General features: G+C 70.6%; 17 protein-coding genes. 12 read left to right on the top strand and 5 right to left on the bottom strand.

The window, feature by feature from the left end; translation table 11 throughout:
- Positions 1–174 precede the first annotated feature (174 nt).
- From JOB34_RS17120 to JOB34_RS17105, 4 genes are all read left to right on the top strand, one after another.
- Positions 175–564, top strand: coding sequence for a YraN family protein (locus JOB34_RS17120; protein ID WP_179479796.1), 390 nt, complete (start codon positions 175–177; stop codon positions 562–564).
- Positions 561–2,090 carry a YifB family Mg chelatase-like AAA ATPase gene (locus JOB34_RS17115; RefSeq protein WP_208053838.1) on the top strand — a complete coding sequence of 510 codons (1,530 nt, stop codon included), beginning with the start codon at positions 561–563 and terminating at the stop codon, positions 2,088–2,090. The genes JOB34_RS17120 and JOB34_RS17115 overlap by 4 nt, the downstream gene beginning before the upstream one ends.
- 65 nt (positions 2,091–2,155) lie before the next feature.
- Positions 2,156–3,190 (top strand): DNA-processing protein DprA, encoded by a 1,035-nt coding sequence (dprA, locus tag JOB34_RS17110; protein WP_208053837.1) that lies wholly within the window; start codon positions 2,156–2,158, stop codon positions 3,188–3,190.
- Positions 3,191–3,199: 9 nt separating this feature from the next.
- Positions 3,200–4,138, top strand: a complete 939-nt coding sequence (locus JOB34_RS17105; protein ID WP_208053836.1) for a tyrosine recombinase XerC — start codon at positions 3,200–3,202, stop codon at positions 4,136–4,138.
- A 4-nt stretch (positions 4,139–4,142) separates the two neighbouring features.
- Here the strand turns inward: JOB34_RS17105 and JOB34_RS18230 are convergent, their stop codons facing one another.
- Complete coding sequence (locus JOB34_RS18230) at positions 4,143–5,120, bottom strand: NBR1-Ig-like domain-containing protein (RefSeq protein WP_208053835.1); 978 nt, start codon at positions 5,118–5,120, stop codon at positions 4,143–4,145.
- 194 nt (positions 5,121–5,314) lie between these two features.
- Between JOB34_RS18230 and JOB34_RS17095 the strand changes: the two genes are divergently transcribed.
- The gene (locus tag JOB34_RS17095; protein ID WP_208053834.1) at positions 5,315–6,172 is read left to right on the top strand and encodes a C40 family peptidase; all 858 of its coding nucleotides are present in this window, start codon (positions 5,315–5,317) and stop codon (positions 6,170–6,172) included.
- A 74-nt stretch (positions 6,173–6,246) separates the two neighbouring features.
- Positions 6,247–7,032, top strand: coding sequence for a hypothetical protein (locus JOB34_RS17090; RefSeq protein ID WP_208053833.1), 786 nt, complete (start codon positions 6,247–6,249; stop codon positions 7,030–7,032).
- 72 nt (positions 7,033–7,104) lie between these two features.
- On the opposite strand, the gene JOB34_RS17085 is transcribed toward JOB34_RS17090, so the two are convergent.
- The 3 genes from JOB34_RS17085 to JOB34_RS17075 all read right to left on the bottom strand — a co-directional run bounded on the left by JOB34_RS17085 (position 7,105) and on the right by JOB34_RS17075 (position 9,786).
- Positions 7,105–7,593: a M23 family metallopeptidase gene (locus JOB34_RS17085; RefSeq protein WP_208053832.1), complete on the bottom strand. Its 489-nt coding sequence runs from the start codon at positions 7,591–7,593 to the stop codon at positions 7,105–7,107.
- 86 nt (positions 7,594–7,679) lie between these two features.
- Complete coding sequence (locus JOB34_RS17080) at positions 7,680–8,576, bottom strand: SMP-30/gluconolactonase/LRE family protein (protein ID WP_208053831.1); 897 nt, start codon at positions 8,574–8,576, stop codon at positions 7,680–7,682.
- A 19-nt stretch (positions 8,577–8,595) separates the two neighbouring features.
- The gene (locus JOB34_RS17075; RefSeq protein ID WP_243758337.1) at positions 8,596–9,786 is read right to left on the bottom strand and encodes a pyridoxal phosphate-dependent aminotransferase; all 1,191 of its coding nucleotides are present in this window, start codon (positions 9,784–9,786) and stop codon (positions 8,596–8,598) included.
- A 279-nt stretch (positions 9,787–10,065) separates the two neighbouring features.
- Between JOB34_RS17075 and rpsB the strand changes: the two genes are divergently transcribed.
- From rpsB to rlmN, 6 genes are all read left to right on the top strand, one after another.
- Positions 10,066–11,052: a 30S ribosomal protein S2 gene (gene rpsB, locus JOB34_RS17070; protein WP_208053830.1), complete on the top strand. Its 987-nt coding sequence runs from the start codon at positions 10,066–10,068 to the stop codon at positions 11,050–11,052.
- A gap of 57 nt (positions 11,053–11,109) precedes the next feature.
- The gene (gene tsf, locus JOB34_RS17065) at positions 11,110–11,937 is read left to right on the top strand and encodes a translation elongation factor Ts (RefSeq protein WP_208053829.1); all 828 of its coding nucleotides are present in this window, start codon (positions 11,110–11,112) and stop codon (positions 11,935–11,937) included.
- 361 nt (positions 11,938–12,298) lie between these two features.
- A complete protein-coding gene (gene pyrH / locus JOB34_RS17060; RefSeq protein ID WP_347813915.1) occupies positions 12,299–13,030 on the top strand; it encodes a UMP kinase in 732 nt (243 codons plus the stop codon).
- 58 nt (positions 13,031–13,088) lie between these two features.
- Positions 13,089–13,655: a ribosome recycling factor gene (frr, locus tag JOB34_RS17055; protein ID WP_179479812.1), complete on the top strand. Its 567-nt coding sequence runs from the start codon at positions 13,089–13,091 to the stop codon at positions 13,653–13,655.
- A 23-nt stretch (positions 13,656–13,678) separates the two neighbouring features.
- Positions 13,679–14,590 (top strand): phosphatidate cytidylyltransferase, encoded by a 912-nt coding sequence (locus tag JOB34_RS17050; RefSeq protein WP_208053828.1) that lies wholly within the window; start codon positions 13,679–13,681, stop codon positions 14,588–14,590.
- Between the two features lie 53 nt (positions 14,591–14,643).
- Positions 14,644–15,810: a 23S rRNA (adenine(2503)-C(2))-methyltransferase RlmN gene (rlmN, locus tag JOB34_RS17045; RefSeq protein ID WP_208053827.1), complete on the top strand. Its 1,167-nt coding sequence runs from the start codon at positions 14,644–14,646 to the stop codon at positions 15,808–15,810.
- A gap of 9 nt (positions 15,811–15,819) precedes the next feature.
- On the opposite strand, the gene JOB34_RS17040 is transcribed toward rlmN, so the two are convergent.
- The gene (locus tag JOB34_RS17040) at positions 15,820–16,938 is read right to left on the bottom strand and encodes a Rossmann fold nucleotide-binding protein (protein WP_347813914.1); all 1,119 of its coding nucleotides are present in this window, start codon (positions 16,936–16,938) and stop codon (positions 15,820–15,822) included.
- Between the last annotated feature and the right edge of the window lie 210 nt (positions 16,939–17,148).

The following is a 17,148-nucleotide window of genomic DNA, read 5'->3' as shown; positions in this document are numbered from 1 at the left end:
TCGGGAACGGTCCGGTCCAGTCCGTCCGACGGTAGCGGCGCGACGGCATGTCGTCACGGGAGTCCGTGCTCGTCCACATCCCCCTCCGCTGTCGCAGCCCGTCCACAGCCGCGATGACGGCGGCTGCCGGCCCTGGCGCTCCCACGCCAGGGTCGGTGGCGGAGGTGATGAGGGATGAAGAGTTCGGGACCAGCACATCGGGTCGATCCGCGTCATGCGCTCGGGCGCGCGGGTGAGGACTACGCCGTGGACTATCTGCGGTCGCAGGGCATGGTGGTGGTCGAGCGCAACTGGCGGTGCCGCGAAGGTGAGTTGGACGTGATCGCCTTCGACGAGGCGCACGACACTCTCGTCATCGTCGAGGTAAAGACCCGCCGCACCACGACGTTCGGATCACCGGTCGAGGCGGTCACCCGGCTGAAGGCCGCGCGACTGCGGCATCTCGCGCACGCCTGGTTGCGCGAGCACCCGGTCGGTGTGGCAGCGGTGCGCATCGACGTCGTCGGCATTCTGGTCCGGCCGCACAGTGCACCGGTCGTCGAGCACGTCCGGGACGTCTGGTGAGCCTCGGGAGGACCCGCAGCGTCACGCTGCGAGGGATCGACGGGACGGTGGTCGACGTGGAGGCCAACGCGTCGCAGGGCCTGCCCGCGTTCACGATCACCGGGATGCCGGACGCCGCCTGCCGGCAGTCGCCGGAGCGCATTCGCGCGGCCTGCGGCAACAGCGAGCTGGAGCTGCCCTCGGGCCGCATCACGGTCAACCTCTCGCCGGCCGCCCTGCCGAAACACGGATCCGGCTTCGACCTGGCGATCGCCGTGGCCGCGCTCGCGGCCACCGGCGCCGTCGACGGCGAGGTCGTGCGCGACATCGTCCACCTGGGCGAGCTCGCGCTCGACGGGTCGATCCGCCCGGTGCACGGTGTCCTGCCCGCGGTGCTCGCCGCGGTGGCGGCAGGGGTGACGCACGTCGTCGTCCCTGCTGCGAACGCCGCGGAGGCTGCCCTCGTGCCGGGTGTCCTCGTGACGCCGATGCGCACGCTTCCGGAGCTGGTCGCCCGCTACGACCTGGTCCGGAAGCGACGCCCGCTGCCCGACCTGCCGATCCACCCGCCGGCGGCCGCGGTCCCCCGAGCGCTTCCCGACCTGTGCGACGTCTCCGGGCAGCAGGAGGCGCGGCATGCGTTGGAGGTCGCGGCCGCCGGTGGGCACCACATGGCGATGATCGGCCCGCCCGGTGCGGGTAAGACGATGATCGCCGAGCGGCTGCCGGGCATCCTGCCGCCCCTCGAGCGTGCCGAGGCTCTGGAGGTCACCGCCATCCATTCGGTGCTCGGGGCGCTCGGCGCAGAGGTGCTGATCGAGCGGGCGCCGTTCGTCGCACCGCACCATGGTGCGTCGATGGCCGCGGTGATCGGCGGCGGGAGCGGCCCGATCAGGCCGGGCGCGGTCAGCCGCGCCCACCGCGGGGTGCTCTTCCTCGACGAGTCGCCGGAGTTCCGGCGCGACGTCCTCGACGCACTAAGGCAGCCGCTGGAAGCCGGGCGGGTGACGATCGCCCGCGCGGACCGGGTCGCCACCTACCCGGCACGGTTCCAACTCGTGCTGGCCGCGAACCCGTGCCCGTGTGGCAAGAACTTCGGCAAGGGCGGTGCGTGCAGCTGCTCGGTGCTGATGCGTCGCGGTTACCTGAACAAGCTGTCCGGTCCGTTGATGGACCGTGTCGACGTGCATCTGCAGGTCGCGCCGGTGACCCGCGCGAGCCTTGCAGGACCAGGTGGCGAGCCGAGCGCCGCCGTGGCAGCGCGCGTCGTACGTGCCCGCGAGCGGCAGGCACGTCGCTGGCACGGCTGCGGGTGGCTCATCAACGGAACGGCACCGGGGCCGGCGCTGCGGGGTCGTTGGCGCCTGCCGCGGGAGACCACCGCGGTGCTCGACCGCGCCCTGGAGACCGGCACGCTCACCATGCGCGGCTACGACAGGTGCCTGCGTGTCGGGTGGACCCTGGCCGACCTGCAGGAGTCGGACGCGCCCGGCCCGGAGCATCTGCTGCAGGCCCTGGCCCTGCGCACCAGTGCGGCGGCGGCGTGAGGACCGCGAAGGCACAGCCGGACGACCGGTCGGCCCGGGTGGCCCTGTGCAAGGTGTGTGAGCCGATGGACCCGACGATCGCCACCCTGGTCCAGGAGAGGGGGACGGTCGGCGCGTGGCAGGCGATCGCCACCAACGCCGACGGTGCCTACGACCGATTCGCCGCCCGCGTGTCCGACCTCGATCTGGCCCGGGTCCTGCACGCGGCCGACCGCCTCGGCATCGAGGTGCTGGTGCCCGGCGACCCGGGGTGGCCGCGCGGGCTGGATGATCTGCAGCTGGCGCCGCTGTGCCTGTGGGTGCGCGGCTTCGTCGATCTGGCCGCCGTCCTCGCGCGCAGCGTCTCGGTGGTCGGTGCGCGGCTCGCGACGGCGTACGGCGAGTCGGTCGCCGGCGAGATCGCCCACGATCTGGCCGTGCGCCGCTTCGCCGTCGTGTCCGGCGGCGCGTACGGCATCGACACCGCCGCCCACCGCGGCGCACTGGCCGGTGACGGCGTGACGATCGCGGCCATGGCTGGCGGCGTGGACCGGCTCTATCCGGCCGGCAATCACGATCTCCTCGAGGAGATCGCCCGCACCGGTGCCGTGGTGTCCGAGTGCCCACCGGGCGCGTCACCGCAGCGTCACCGTTTCCTGGCACGCAACCGCCTGATTGCGGCGATGACGCCGGGCACCGTGGTGGTCGAGGCGGGCATCCGGTCCGGCTCGCTCAACACGGCGCGGAACGCCGAGCGGCTGCACCGGGTCGTGGCCGCGGTGCCGGGGCCGGTGACCTCGACGGCGAGCGTCGGCACGAACGAACTGATCCGGCAGGGAATCGCGTCGCTGGTGACCGACGCGGCGGAGTGTGCGGAACTCTTCGGAGAGCTCGGCGCGGACCTCGCGCCACGGGTCGAGGGGGCGCCGGCGGTCGGAGACGACCTGCCCGAGGTGCCACGTCGCGTGCTGGAGGCGTTGCCGGTGCGCAGATCCTCGACGGTCGACCAGTTGACGCGATCCGCCGGGTTGTCCGTGGGTGACGTGCTCGGCGGACTGGGGGCACTGGAGATGCGCGGGCTGGCGGCGCGCTCCTCGGACGGGTGGCGGCGCGCGGGCTAGCGTGGCCGGGTGACGAGCGACGCATCGGACGTGAGCACGGCACCCAGCGAGGTGCTGGAATCCCTGCCGGCCTTCGAGCGCCACCTGCGGTTCGAGAAGGGCCGTTCGGAGCACACCGTCCGCGCCTACCTGACCGATCTGCACGGCCTGGCCGACTTCCTCTCGAACGCCGGCGTCACGGCGCTCGCCGACATCGGGTTGGCGGATCTGCGGTCCTGGCTCGCCCAGCAGGACCGGGCGGGCGCGGCGCGCACGAGCATCGCCCGCCGCGCCGCCGCGGCGCGGGGCTTCTTCCGCTGGGCCCGGCGCTCGGGCCGGATCGAGGTGGATCCGGCGCTGCGCCTCGTCTCACCCGCCCGCGGCCGTCATCTACCGGCCGTCCTGCGTCGCCAGGAGGCGGACGAGCTCCTGACACTGGCCGGTACGGCGGCCGACGACAGCGACCCGGTGCGGGTGCGCGACCACGCGATGCTCGAGTTGCTCTACGCCAGCGGGATCCGGGTCGGCGAGCTGGTCGGGCTCGACGTCGACGACGTCGACCTGGCGACGGGGGTGGTCCGCGTGATCGGTAAGGGTGACAAGGAGCGCACGGTGCCTTTCGGGGTGCCGGCGGCCGACGCGATGCGCCGGTGGATCTCCCACCGGCCCACGCTGGTCACCCCGGCTTCCGGGGCCGCGATGTTCCTCGGCCGCCGCGGCGGTCGGGTCGACCCGCGCACCGTGCGCACCAGCCTCACCGCCCTGGTGCGGGAGATGCCGCAGGCCCCGGCGCTCGGACCGCACGGCCTGCGGCACAGCGCCGCCACACACCTGCTCGAAGGCGGCGCCGACCTGAGGATGGTGCAGGAGCTGCTGGGTCACGCCAGCCTGTCGACCACCCAGATCTATACCCACGTGTCCGTGGAACGGTTGCGGGCCTCGTACACCCAGGCCCACCCGAGGGCCTGAGAGGTCAGTTCACGACGTACACGTAGAAGTAGACGGGACGATTGCCCGGGAACGTACGTCGTCCCTGAGCGTCCAGCATCTCGAACTTCACGTAACAGGTCCGAGCCGTCGACGGTGCGGTCACCGCGATGGAGACGACGGCCGAGTGTCCGGGTGCGGTGGAGGGGACCACGGCGCGCTTCGGTGTCCGACAGTCCGTGGCGCCCTGGGGCGGACCCATCCGCGAGAGCGAGCGACCGGTCCACGTGACCGACCCGACGTTGTCCAGGCGCCACTCCTTGGTGAACTTCTGCCCCACCTTCACCGTTGCGCAGTCCGGATAGGAGATGTCCGCACCGAACGTCGAGGAGTCCCCGGGGGTGACCGGCGACATCGGCGACGCTGCTGCCTTCGAGACCACGCATCCGGACGAGCTCCCGCCCGACTGGCCGGGGTCCGTCTGCCCCGCGGCCACCTGCGGAGCGGCCGTGGACGACGTTCTGGACGGGCTCGCGGAAGAGGAGCGCCTGCTCAGGGCGAGGAAGAGGCCGGCGACGGCGATCGCCGCCACCAGCACGATCGCGACGGGCACCCAGGTCGGCTCCCACCAGCGGTGGCGGGGGCGGTCCGCCGAGACCGCGGCGCCGGTCGTGCCGTCAGCCGGGGGTGGGCCCGCGGAGGCCGCAGACGTGGCGACGGGCTCGGAGGCTACGGGGGAGGTGCTCGGTGTGGCGGGCTCCGTCGACGGGTCGACCTGGCGCGCGGCCGCGTGCCAGCGTTCCTGCCACGGCGCGGGGTCGGCACCACACGCGAGGACGAACTGCTTGGTGGTGTCCCATGACGGGAAACGATTGCCCGAGGCCGCCTCGTGCAACGTGGTGTGCGAGATGCACCCGGAGGTCTCGGCCATCTTGCGGAACGAGGGGCTGCCGACGGACTCCCGCAGCGCGGACAGCTCGTCGGCGAATCGTTGCACCGTCTGCTGACGGTCGTTGGTCGGCACGCTCGTGCTCCTCGGTCGTCGCGTCGTCCAACCGTCCCCCAACGGTTGCTCCCGCCGCAATGTAACGGCAGAACGTGTCTGTAAGACGGTGTCAGGTGTCGTCAGGTTCCGTCCACGGGTGCCGAACAGCCCGTCCTGCCTGCGAACTTCGTTGCCATGCCGCGCATCCGGCGCAGCGACGAAGGAGGCATCGCATGTCCATCCGTACCAGCACCAGAACACCGCTTCGGATCCTCACGGTGGCGGGCCTGACCGCTGCCATCGGGGTCACCACGGTCGGTCACGGGATGAGCGCCGACGCGGCCACCCGATCGTTCCCGGCGAAGGTGACGCTCAACGGGCGCCAGCACATCGGGGACAGCGCCAACGCCAAGGGCGCCGTCGTCGACAAGTACAAGGCCGGCCACCAGGTGCCCGTCACCTGTCAGGCCGCTCACAAGGGCACGCTGTGGGACAAGACGACCGACAAGCTCTGGGTGCCGGACAAGTACCTCACCACCGGCACCGACGGCTACGTGTCCGGGATGTCCAAGTGCGCCCAGGACGACGGTTCGCTGGCGTCCAAGCGCTATGGCCGGATCGACGGCCCGCGCGGGCCGCAGGGCGGCACCCACGAACAGAAGGTCGACCGGGTCATCGCGGCCGCCACGTCCCAGACCGGCAAGGGCCTCACCTACTCCTGGGGTGCAGGCGGCAAGGGCGGCCCCGCGTACGGCGTCGGCACCTCCCCGAGCGGTTACCACGACTCGAACCGGTTCGGTTTCGACTGCTCCGGCTTCACCCTCTACGCGTTCTGGAAGGGCGCGGGCGTGGACGTCGGCTCCAACACCACGGCGCAGTACGCGCACGCGCACCGGGTCAAGCGATCCCAGATGCAGCGGGGCGACCTCGTCTTCTGGGGCAGCGGATCGAGCACCCACCACGTCGCGATCTATCTCGGCAAGGGACGGATTCTCGAGGCCGATGTGCCTCGCGACAGCCACAGCGTCCGTGAGGCCTCGCTGAGCGCACCGGGCTCGGACCTCATGCCGTACGTCGTCCGACCTGTGTGAAACCTGAACGCGACTCGCTACGTCACATCGCAACGTCAACCCCGAGAACCCAACCGTCACAAAGGAGCACGATCATGAGCACCACCATCACGAAGTACGCCACCCGAGCCGGAGCCGTCGCGGGCATCGGCGCCGCCGGCCTGCTGGCCCTCAGCGGAGCTGCCTCCGCCGCGGGTCACGCGGGGACCGTCCACACCCACGGGTCTCCGTTGACGGCACGCGCGTCGGCGTCGACCTCGGCGCGCAGCACCGGCAGCTACGCCAATGGTGCCAAGGTGACGATCTCCTGCCAGACCAACGGATCGAAGGTCACGGGGATCTACGGCACCAGCACCCTGTGGGACAAGGTCGGCAAGGGCTACGTCTCCGACACGTACGTCAAGACCGGCAGCGACGGCCGGGTCGCGCCGCAGTGCGGCAAGACCCCCGCCCCGCCGACGTCCACCAAGGGCTGCTCGACCAAGGGTCTCAACGACCCGCACTCGTGTGGTGCAGCGGTGGCGTGGGCCAAGGCCCACCTCGGCCGGAGCAGCTCGGACTACGCCCACCGGTGCGACCACGTCGTGGCCCTGGCCTACGGATTCGGCGCGAGCGGCTCGCAGTCCGCCAACTCGCACTGGGCGGCCATCCCGGGCAAGTACAAGCACAGTGGTGACACGACGGTCCCCGCGGGCGGCCTGGCGTTCTTCCACAGCAGCAGCTTCGGGCACGTGATGATCTCGCTCGGCGGCGGCAAGTTCGCCTCGAACGACATCCACGGCAACGGCACCTACACCACGACGACGATCGCCGAGATCAAGAGCAAGTGGGGCGAGCACTACGTCGGGTGGGCGCAGCCCTGGTTCCAGGCGAACCACTGACAGATCGAACGGCAGCAGCGGGCCGGCACTCGTCCGACGATGGGTGCCGGTCCCGCGCGTGCACGTGAATCGTCACGGTGTCAGCGGGACCAGGATCGGGACGAGAGCCCGCAGCAGAGTGAGCGGATCTCGGTAGACGTCCGGCGCGACGAGCAGCCCCCAGTGCAGACAGGCCCGCGGCGCGCAGTGGCTGTGCACCGCGGTGAGGGTGGCGATCTGCTGACCGGCACGCACCTGCGTCCCGACCGCGAGACCGCCGGCGACCGGCTCGTACGTCGTGTGCCACCCGTTCGGGTGCGCGACCGTGAGGACCCCGCGTCCGGAGACCGCCCCACGGAAGAGCACGACTCCGTCACCGGCGGTGAGCACCGGCTGACCGGGACGACCCAGTAGATCCACCCCGCGGTGCCCGGCCGCCCAGGGCTGCGGTGGCGCGTCGTACCCGCGCACGAGGCTCGGTCGCGGGTCGAGCGGCCAGACGTAGCCGGTGGTGGGAGCGGGCACCGCGGCGGGGCCGGCCAACAGTGACCACACGGTGGCGAGTACCAGCATCAGATCCATGGGCAGCAGCGTGGATGCGGGGCGCCTGAACGGTCATGGGCGACGCGGGCGCCTGTGGATCGCCGAGGGGGATGTGGACGAGCGGACTAGGGGCGGCCGGCACGCGGCACCGACACGGTGACCGCCTTGATCTGTGCCTCGCGGGCCGCGCTTCGGGCGTGCTCGTCGAAGTCGGGCGCACACGACATGAAGAGGGTGGTGCCCTCCGAGCCGCCCAGCATGCACGCGAAGACCCCTGTCCCCGGATGCACCTCGTCGACGATCTCGCCGCCCTCGCGCACCCGCACGACCCGCCCGTAGGTGGCGTCCGCGATCCAGAGGCAGCCCTCGGCGTCCAGCCCGCACCCGTCCGGGGCGACCACAGCCTCGGGTACGGCGGTCGCCAGGTCGCGCGCCGACGGCAGCTCGCCGAACTTCGCCCAGTCCCGGCGCGGGCCGAGCGACCCGTCGGCGCCGATGTCGAACGCGGACACCCGGTTGCCGAACGTCTCGTCCACCAGCAGCACTCCGTCGTCGGTGATGACGCTGCCGTTGGGGAACCACAGATCGTCGGCGACCTTCGTCACGGAGCCGTCCGGGTCGACCCGCAGGAGGGGAGCCGTCTCGACGTCGTCGCCGGACATCAGGTCGAAGCCGAAGTTGCCGACGTACGCCCTGCCCTGCCCGTCGACGACCATGTCGTTGGGGAGCCCGGCCACATGGCGCGCCAGGTCGGCGTGCTCCACGAGCGACCCGTCCGCGGTCCGGCGCAGGATCTTGGCGTCCTTCATCGAGACCACCAGCAGATCTCCACCCGGCAGCCAGCCGAGCCCCGAGGGCTGGGCGGGCACGTCCGCCTCGACCCGCAGGCCGGAACCGTCCTCGGCGACCGAATACACCTGGTGCAGATAGAAGTCCACGAACCACAACCGACCCTGGTGCCACCGCGGGCACTCGGTGTAGGACATCCCGGACAGCACCGTTCGCACCGCGTGATCGCTCATCGCTCGAACGTAGACCCGCTCAGTCCGCCAGGTGGGCCAGTCGCCGTACGCCCTCGGCCAGGACGTCGTCCTGCTTGCAGAACGCGAGCCGCACGAGCGACGCAGCAGCAACCTCGGCGGCCGGGTCGGCGGGTCTGTCCATGAACGCGCTCACCGGCACGCCTGCCACCCCGACCTGCGTCGGCATGGCCCGGCACAACCGCAGCGCGTCGGGGTCGAAGCGGGCGAGGTCGGCGATGACGAAGTAGCCGCCCGCGGGCACGCTGACCGGCACGTCCAGCCGCCGCAGCCCGTCGACAAGCAGGTCGCGTCGACGTCGCATGGTGTCGCTCAGCTCGGCGAAGAAGCGGTCGGGCAGCCCCAGGCCGACGGCGATCGCCGGTTGGAACGGTCCACTGGCCACGAACGTGAGGAACTGCTTCACCGTGCGGACGGCCTGTACGAGCTGCGCCGGCCCGTGCACCCAACCGACCTTCCAGCCGGTGGTGGCGAAGGTCTTGCCGCCCGAGCCGATGGTGAGGGTGCGCTCGGCCATGCCCGGCAGCGTCGCGACCGGGATGTGCTCGCCGTCGTAGACCAGGTGCTCGTAGACCTCGTCGGTCACGACCACGGCGTCGTGCTCGCGGGCCAGAGACGCGATCAACTCCAGCTCGGAGCGGCTGAAGACCTTGCCCGTGGGGTTGTGCGGGGTGTTGAGCAGCACGAGCCGCGTCCGGTCCGAGAACGCCGCGCGCAACGCGTCCTCGTCGACCGCGAAGTCGGGGAAAGCGAGCGACGTCGTGCGGCGTACGGCGCCCGCCAGCGCGATCGAGGCGGCGTAGGAGTCGTAGTAGGGCTCGAAGGTGACGACCTCGTCACCCGGCTCGCAGAGCGCGAGGATGGTGGCGGCGATGGCCTCCGTGGCCCCCGCGGTCACCAGGACCTCGGTGTCCGGGTCGACGTGCAGGTCGTAGAACCGTCGCTGGTGGGCGCTGATCGCCTGCCGCAGCACCGGCACGCCGATGCCCGGCGGGTACTGGTTCTGGCCGGAGTCGATGGCACCCTTCGCCGCGTCCAGCACCTCGTGCGGACCGTCCGCGTCGGGGAAGCCCTGGCCGAGGTTCACCGCCGCGGCCGCGGCCGCACGTTGGGTCATCTCGGCGAAGACGGTCTCGCCGAAACCGCGCATCCGGGCGACCAGGGCCGCGAGCGGCACCGGGGAAGCAGTCATCCCGCCATGCTAGGCGGGCCGATTCGCTCCACGGCCCGCGTGCGCCATACACTGGATCCACGGCCTTGGCGAGATCACCTCGGGTGATGTTGCGAGGGTCGAATTCGCGTGTCCACGTCCGGCGCCGCGCTTCCTCCGGGAGGTGCATGCCGGGGCGCACCCGTCAGTCCGTCCGCAGCACTCGCTGGGCGAGCGGTCCGGGTCGTCTGGACACCAGGTTCGCCGGCGCACCCGTGCCGGTGGAAGACAACTGGAAACATACGACGAAAGGACTTCGGCATGGCCGTCGTCACAATGCGCCAGCTCCTCGAGAGCGGCGTCCACTTCGGGCACCAGACCCGCCGTTGGAACCCGAAGATGAAGCGCTTCATCATGACCGAGCGCAACGGCATCTACATCATCGACCTGCAGCAGTCGCTGACCTACCTCAACGAGGCCTACGACTTCGTCAAGCAGACCGTGGCGCACGGCGGCACGATCCTGTTCGTCGGCACCAAGAAGCAGGCCCAGGAGTCGGTCGCCGAGCAGGCCACTCGCGTGGGCATGCCCTACGTCAACCACCGCTGGCTGGGCGGCATGCTCACCAACTTCGGCACCGTCAGCAAGCGCCTCGCGCGGCTGAAGGAGCTCGAGGAGATCGACTACGACGACGTCGCCGGCTCCGGTCGCACCAAGAAGGAACTTCTGGTGATGAACCGCGAGAAGGTCAAGTTGGAGCGCACCCTCGGCGGTATCCGCGACATGGCCAAGGTCCCCTCGGCCGTCTGGATCGTGGACACCAAGAAGGAGCACCTTGCCGTCACCGAGGCCCGGAAGCTGAACATCCCGGTCATCGCGATCCTCGACACCAACTGCGACCCCGACGAGGTCGACTACAAGATCCCGGGCAACGACGACGCGATCCGCTCCGTCACGCTGCTGACCCGCGTGGTCGCCGACGCCGTCGCCGACGGTCTCATCACCCGTTCGCAGGGTCGCTCCGGCGAGGGCGAGGCTGCGGAGCCGATGGCCGAGTGGGAGCAGGAGCTGCTGAACTCCCAGACCGCTGCCGCCGACACCGACACCGCTGCCGGTCCGTCGCAGACGGCCGAGGCCGCCGTGGAGACCGCCGACGCCGATGTCACCACCGGTGACGCCGCGGGTATCGAGGCCGCCACCGCAGCCGCCGCTGCCGAGACCACCGGTGAGGCTGCGGCCGCTGCCGAGGCTCCGGCTGCCGAGGCCGCGACCACCGAGGCACCGGCCGACGACACCGCGGGCGCCTGAGCGTTCGCTCGTCGTACCCACTTTTCACGACTCTTCGCGAAGGAGCGAGGCATAGCTATGGCGAATTACACCGCCGCTGACATCAAGGCGCTGCGCGAGTCGACCGGCGCCGGAATGCTCGACGTCAAGAAGGCGCTCGACGAGGCCGACGGCGACCAGGCCAAGGCGACCGACATCCTGCGGGTCAAGGGCCAGAAGGGCGTCTCCAAGCGTGAGGGCCGCACGACGGAGAACGGCCTCGTGGCCGCCTCCGCCGGTGACGGCGTCGGCACGCTCGTGGAACTGCTCTGCGAGACCGACTTCGTGGCCAAGAGCGCGAAGTTCGGCGACCTCGCGGACGCCGTGCTGAAGGTCGCGGTCTCCTCGGGCGCCCCGGACGCGGAGAGCCTGCTGGTGGCGACCGGCGAGGACGGCAAGACCGTCAAGGAGTTGCTGGACGACGCCAACGCCACCATCGGCGAGAAGATCGAGATCAAGCGGGTGGCCCGTGTCGAGGCCCCCGTCGTGGCCGCGTACCTGCACAAGACCAGCCCCGACCTGCCTGCGCAGATCGGTGTCCTGGTCGGTGCGAGCGGCAGCGAGCAGACCGCCCGCGACGTCGCGATGCACGTCGCGGCGTTCAGCCCGACGGTCCTGCACCGCGACGACGTCGACGAGGAGACGGTGGCCAACGAGCGCCGCGTCGCCGAGGCGACGGCCCGCGAGGAGGGCAAGCCCGAGCAGGCCCTGCAGCGGATCATCGAGGGACGGGTCAACGGCTATTTCAAGGAGAACGTGCTGCACGACCAGCCGTTCGCCAAGGAGCCGAAGAAGACCGTCGCGAAGGTCGCCGACGAGGCGGGCGTGCAGATCGTCAACTTCGTCCGCTTCAAGGTCGGGGTCTGACGAGACACGCAGCGCAGGGTGTGCCGAGCGTAGCGAGGCGCGCCCGCAGCGAAGTGTGAGGAAGACGCCGAGAAGGCTCGGGGTCTGACGAAACACGCGGCGCAGGGTGTGCCGAGCGTAGCGAGGCGCGCCCGCAGCGAAGTGTGAGGAAGTCGCCGAGAAGGCTCGAGGTCTAGTCACACCGCGCAGCACCGGAACGCGTGAACCGCGCGGGATACGAGGGTCAGCCCTTGGATCCCGCGCAGTTTTGCGCGTACGGGGGTCCGCAGCGACGAGGCCGCGGACGTCGGCGTGGCAGCACTTCGAGAATCTGTGGAAGTATCTACCGACCCCTGGACGCCGATCACTCGGGAGTAACCACGTGACCACCCAGACCCCCATCGACCGCCCGGCTCGGGTACTGCTCAAGCTGTCCGGCGAGGTCTTCGGCGGGGGAGCCGTCGGGGTCGACCCCGACGTTGTGAAGGACATCGCCGAGCAGATCGCCGTCGCTGCGCGCTCCGGCGTGCAGATCGCCGTCGTGATCGGCGGCGGCAACTTCTTCCGCGGCGCCCAGTTGCAGCAGAAGGGTATGGACCGGGTCCGCGCCGACTACATGGGCATGCTCGGCATCGTGATGAACTGCCTGGCCCTGCAGGACTTCCTCGAGAAGGAGGACGTCGACACCCGGGTGCAGACGGCCATCGCCATGGGCCAGGTCGCCGAGCCGTACATCCCGCGCCGCGCGATCCGCCACATGGAGAAGGGCCGCGTCGTGATCTTCGGTGCGGGGATGGGCATGCCCTTCTTCTCCACGGACACCGTCGCCGTGCAGCGTGCCCTGGAGAGCCGCTGCGACGTGGTGCTGGTGGCCAAGAGCGGCGTGGACGGGGTCTACACAGCCGACCCGAAGCTGGACCCCTCAGCGACCCGGATCGACGAGCTCACCTACGCCGAAGCCGTCGAGCGGGACCTGAAGGTGCTCGACCAGACCGCGTTCGCGCTGTGCGCGGAGAACAAGCTGCCGATGGTGGTGTTCGGCATGGAGGGTCAGGGCAACATCGCCCGCGCGCTGCAGGGTGAGAGGATCGGCACGCTGGTGTCGCCGGCCTGACCCCTCGGTCGTACGACGCCCACCCCTCAACCACGCAGTATCGAAGGAGTTCCCCACCATGGACGGCAGCATCGACGAGAGTCTCTTCGACGCCGAGGAGAAGATGGAGAAGGCCGTCGAGGTCGCCAAGGAGGACTTCTCCGGCATCCGCACCGGCCGTGCGAACGCGGGGATGTTCAACAAGCTGCTGGTCGACTACTACGGGGCCCCGACTCCGCTGCAGCAGCTCGCGTCGTTCCAGACGCCCGAGGCGCGCACCGTGCTCATTCAGCCCTTCGACAAGGGCTCGATGGCCGCGATCGAGAAGGCGCTGCGCGAGTCCGATCTGGGCGTCAACCCCGGCAACGACGGCAACCTGATCCGGATCCAGCTGCCCCAGCTGACCGAGGAACGGCGCCGCGACTACATCAAGCTGGCCCGGAACAAGGGTGAGGACGCCAAGGTGTCCATCCGCAACATCCGCCGGCGTGCCAAGGAAGAGATCGACAAGCACGTCAAGGACGGCGACGTCGGCGAGGACGAGGGCTCCCGCGCGGAGAAGGAGCTGGAGAGCACCACCAAGAAGTACGTTGACGTGGTCGACGAGATGATGAAGAGCAAGGAGTCGGAGCTGCTCTCGGTCTGAGCGCGCTCCACCCCACCCTGCCCATGCCCGATCAGTCGCCGCCTCCCGGACCGCTGACCCGACGGGACGCACGAGCGGGCCGCTCCGACGCGGCACCCGTCGACGCCACCGCCGACAAGAGCAACCCCACCCCGCGGGCGGGTCGCAACCTCTACGCCGCGGTCGGCGTCGGCGTCCTCCTCGGCGTGCTGGTGCTCGCCTCCCTTTTCATCCGCAAGGAGTTCTTCGTCGCACTCGCGACGCTCGCCTCGGTCGTCGGGGTGTGGGAGCTGCTGCGCGCGATGCAGCACGGTCGGATCTACCCGCCGGCCGTTCCGACGCTCGTCGCGGCAGCCGCCGTACCGGTGATCGCCTATCAGTGGGGACCGGTCGCGCTCGCCTCGTCGGTCGTGCTCGCCGTTCTGGTGGTCGTGGTCTGGAGGTCCTTCGGCGACGAGGAATCAGCCGTGCAGGACGCCGCGGGCGGCACCTTCGTGGTGCTCTACGTGCCCGCCCTGGTCGGTTTCGCGATGCTGCTGCTCGACGAGCACGACGGGCCGCTGCGCATCGTCACCTTCGTGCTGGTCACCATCGCCAGCGACGTCGGTGGCTACGCGGTCGGCGTCGTCTTCGGCAAGCACCCGATGGCCCCCAGCGTGTCGCCGAAGAAGTCGTGGGAGGGCTTCGGCGGGTCGGTCGCCTGCTGCATCCTGGCCGGAGCTCTGTCGGTCGCCCTGCTGCTCGACGGGCGCTGGTGGATCGGCGCGCTGCTCGGGGCGCTGGCTGTCGTGACCGCGACGGTCGGCGACCTGTGCGAGTCGATGATCAAGCGCGACCTCGGCATCAAGGACATGAGCAACCTGATCCCGGGCCATGGCGGCCTGATGGACCGACTGGACTCGTTGCTGATCACGGTGCCGGTCGTCTGGGCGATCCTCACCCCGTTCGTCTCCTGATCCGCGAGGCTGGGAGTTTTCGCGGCTCGGCCCGCACCTGGGACGATGGTCGTATGCCGACCGTCGATCTGCCCGCCCCGACCCCGCGTCCCACGCCGGGGCAGCTGACCTTCACCGCGCCCCGGCGCTCCAAGCCGCCGACGCACCTGGCCGATCTTGACCCTGCCGGTCGCAAGGCGGCCGTCGAGGCGCTGGGGCACAAGGGTTTCCGGGCAGCCCAGCTGTCGACCCACTACTTCGAACACTTCGTGGACGACCCGGCGCAGATGACCGACCTGCCGAAGGCGGAGCGGGCGAGTCTGGTGCAGGAGCTGATGCCGCCATTGCTGACGCCGGTGCGCACGCTGGAGGCCGATGACGGCCAGACGATCAAGAGCGTGTGGCGCCTCTTCGACGGCGCCCTGGTGGAGTCGGTGCTGATGCGCTACCCGGGGCGGGTGACCATGTGCATCTCCAGCCAGGCCGGGTGCGGGATGAACTGCCCGTTCTGCGCCACCGGCCAGGAGGGGCTGACCCGCAACCTGTCGACCGCCGAGATCGTCGAGCAGGTCGTCGCGGGCGCCCGGATGCTGCGGTCGGGCCAACTGCCCGGGGGCGTCGACGAGGACCGGGAGTCGCCGTTGCGGGTGTCGAACGTGGTGTTCATGGGCATGGGCGAGGCGCTGGCGAACTACCGGCGCGCCATCGACGCGATCCGCCGGCTGGTCGAGCCGCCGCCCTCGGGCCTCGGGATGAGTGCCCGCGGCATCACGATGTCGACCGTCGGGCTGGTGCCCGCCATCGACAAGCTCGCCGCCGAGGGCATCCCGGTCACGCTGGCCCTGTCGCTGCACGCCCCCGACGACGAGCTGCGCAACGAGCTGGTGCCGATCAACAACCGGTGGTCGGTCGACGAGGCCCTCGACGCGGCGTACCGCTACTACGAGAAGACCGGACGTCGGGTGTCCATCGAGTACGCGCTGATCCGCGACATCAACGACCACGCCTGGCGCGCGGACCTGCTGGGGGAGAAGCTCGCCGCCCGCGGCAGCGGCTGGGTGCACGTCAACCCGATCCCCCTCAACCCGACGCCGGGCTCGAAGTGGACCGCATCGCGGCACGGCGTCGAGCAGCAGTTCGTCGAAAGGCTGCGCGCCCGCGGCATCCCGACCACCGTGCGCGACACCCGCGGCTCGGACATCGACGGCGCCTGCGGGCAGCTGGCGGCCTCTACCGCCTGACCCAGAGCCTCAGCGTCGGCCGTTTCGTCGCAGGATCAGCTCGGCCGCATCCTGCGTGGAGTCCACCAAGTGCACGGCAGCGGACATCGGGCGGTCGGCGGCGAGCGTCTTCAGCAGCTCCCAGACCGGCACGTCGCGGGTCCACTGCCGCTCGCCGACGAGCACCAGCGGTGGCAGGGGATCGGTGGCGTCGGAGGGCGTGGCGTAGTACATCCGGGTGACGGCCTGGAAGATCTCCTGGACGGTGCCGGCCGCGCCCGGCAGGACGACGATGCCGGAGTCGCAACGCGCGAGGAGGGTGTCCTCTCGCAGCGCGTTGCTGAAGAACTTGGCAATGCCGGCACAGAAGACATGCGGCGGTTCGTGGCCGTAGTACCAGGTGGGGACGGCGATCACCCGGGCCCGGTGCACCGCGTCGGTGTGGCGCTCGCGCACCGCCAGGGCGGTCGATGCCCACCGCCCGATGTCCGGCCGGTACGACGGCACACTCGCCAGCTCCTGCAGGGCCGACCGCAGGGCGGCCTCATCGGTCACACAGCCGCCGAGGCTCGCCGCCTCCATCGCACCGGGGCCGCCTCCGGTGAGGACGAGACAGTCGCCGTCGGCGAGCGCGCGTCCGAGTCGCGCAGCGTCGGCGTACGCCGCGCTGGTGCGCGGCTCGTCGTGGCCGCCCATCACGCCCACGACGCGCCGCCCCTCCAGTCGTTCGTCCAGCGCGTCGTCGATCGACTGGTCGTGGACGGCCCGCATCACCGTTGCGTAGACGTCGTGGGCAGTGACGGGGTCGAGCAGCCAGTCGTACGCACGCCGATCGGGCGTGCCGTCATAGCCGTGGGCGGTAAGTCCGGCGTAGAGCGCGCGCGGCTCGTACAACCGAGACCTGTAGGGGTCGACCGGCAGCGACGGGTCCGGCGGGAAGACCAGGGCGCCCGCCACCCGAAGGTGTCGTACCAAGATGTCCGGGACGATGCCGCCGAGGACGACCAGACCGGTCAGGTCGGTCATGCGCAGCAGATCGGGCACCGCGTCGCGCAGGTCCACGTCCTGCAGCCGCAGCCCTCGCAATGAGTCGCCGCGGGCGATCCGGCTGCGTAGCGCCCGACTGTCGGTGATCTCGCGGGTGCTCACGCCTCCATCCTGCCCGGTGGGATCACGGTTCGGTCTCGAACCCGCGGGCGAGACAACCTCTTCGGGGGTTCGTGCGTCTGACCATGTGCCGGCGGACATCGCCGGCGTACTCGGGGAAGCGGCCGATCGGTCGCAGAGCAAGGGAGTAGGACAGCAGATGAAGCGTGCGATGTGTGTGGTTCCGGTGGCTGTGGCGATCGCCGCGGCGGG

This window comes from Allobranchiibius sp. GilTou38, assembly GCF_017565325.1.
Lineage (GTDB): Bacteria > Actinomycetota > Actinomycetes > Actinomycetales > Dermatophilaceae > Allobranchiibius > Allobranchiibius huperziae.
This window is presented reverse-complemented; position numbering and strand designations above follow the sequence as displayed.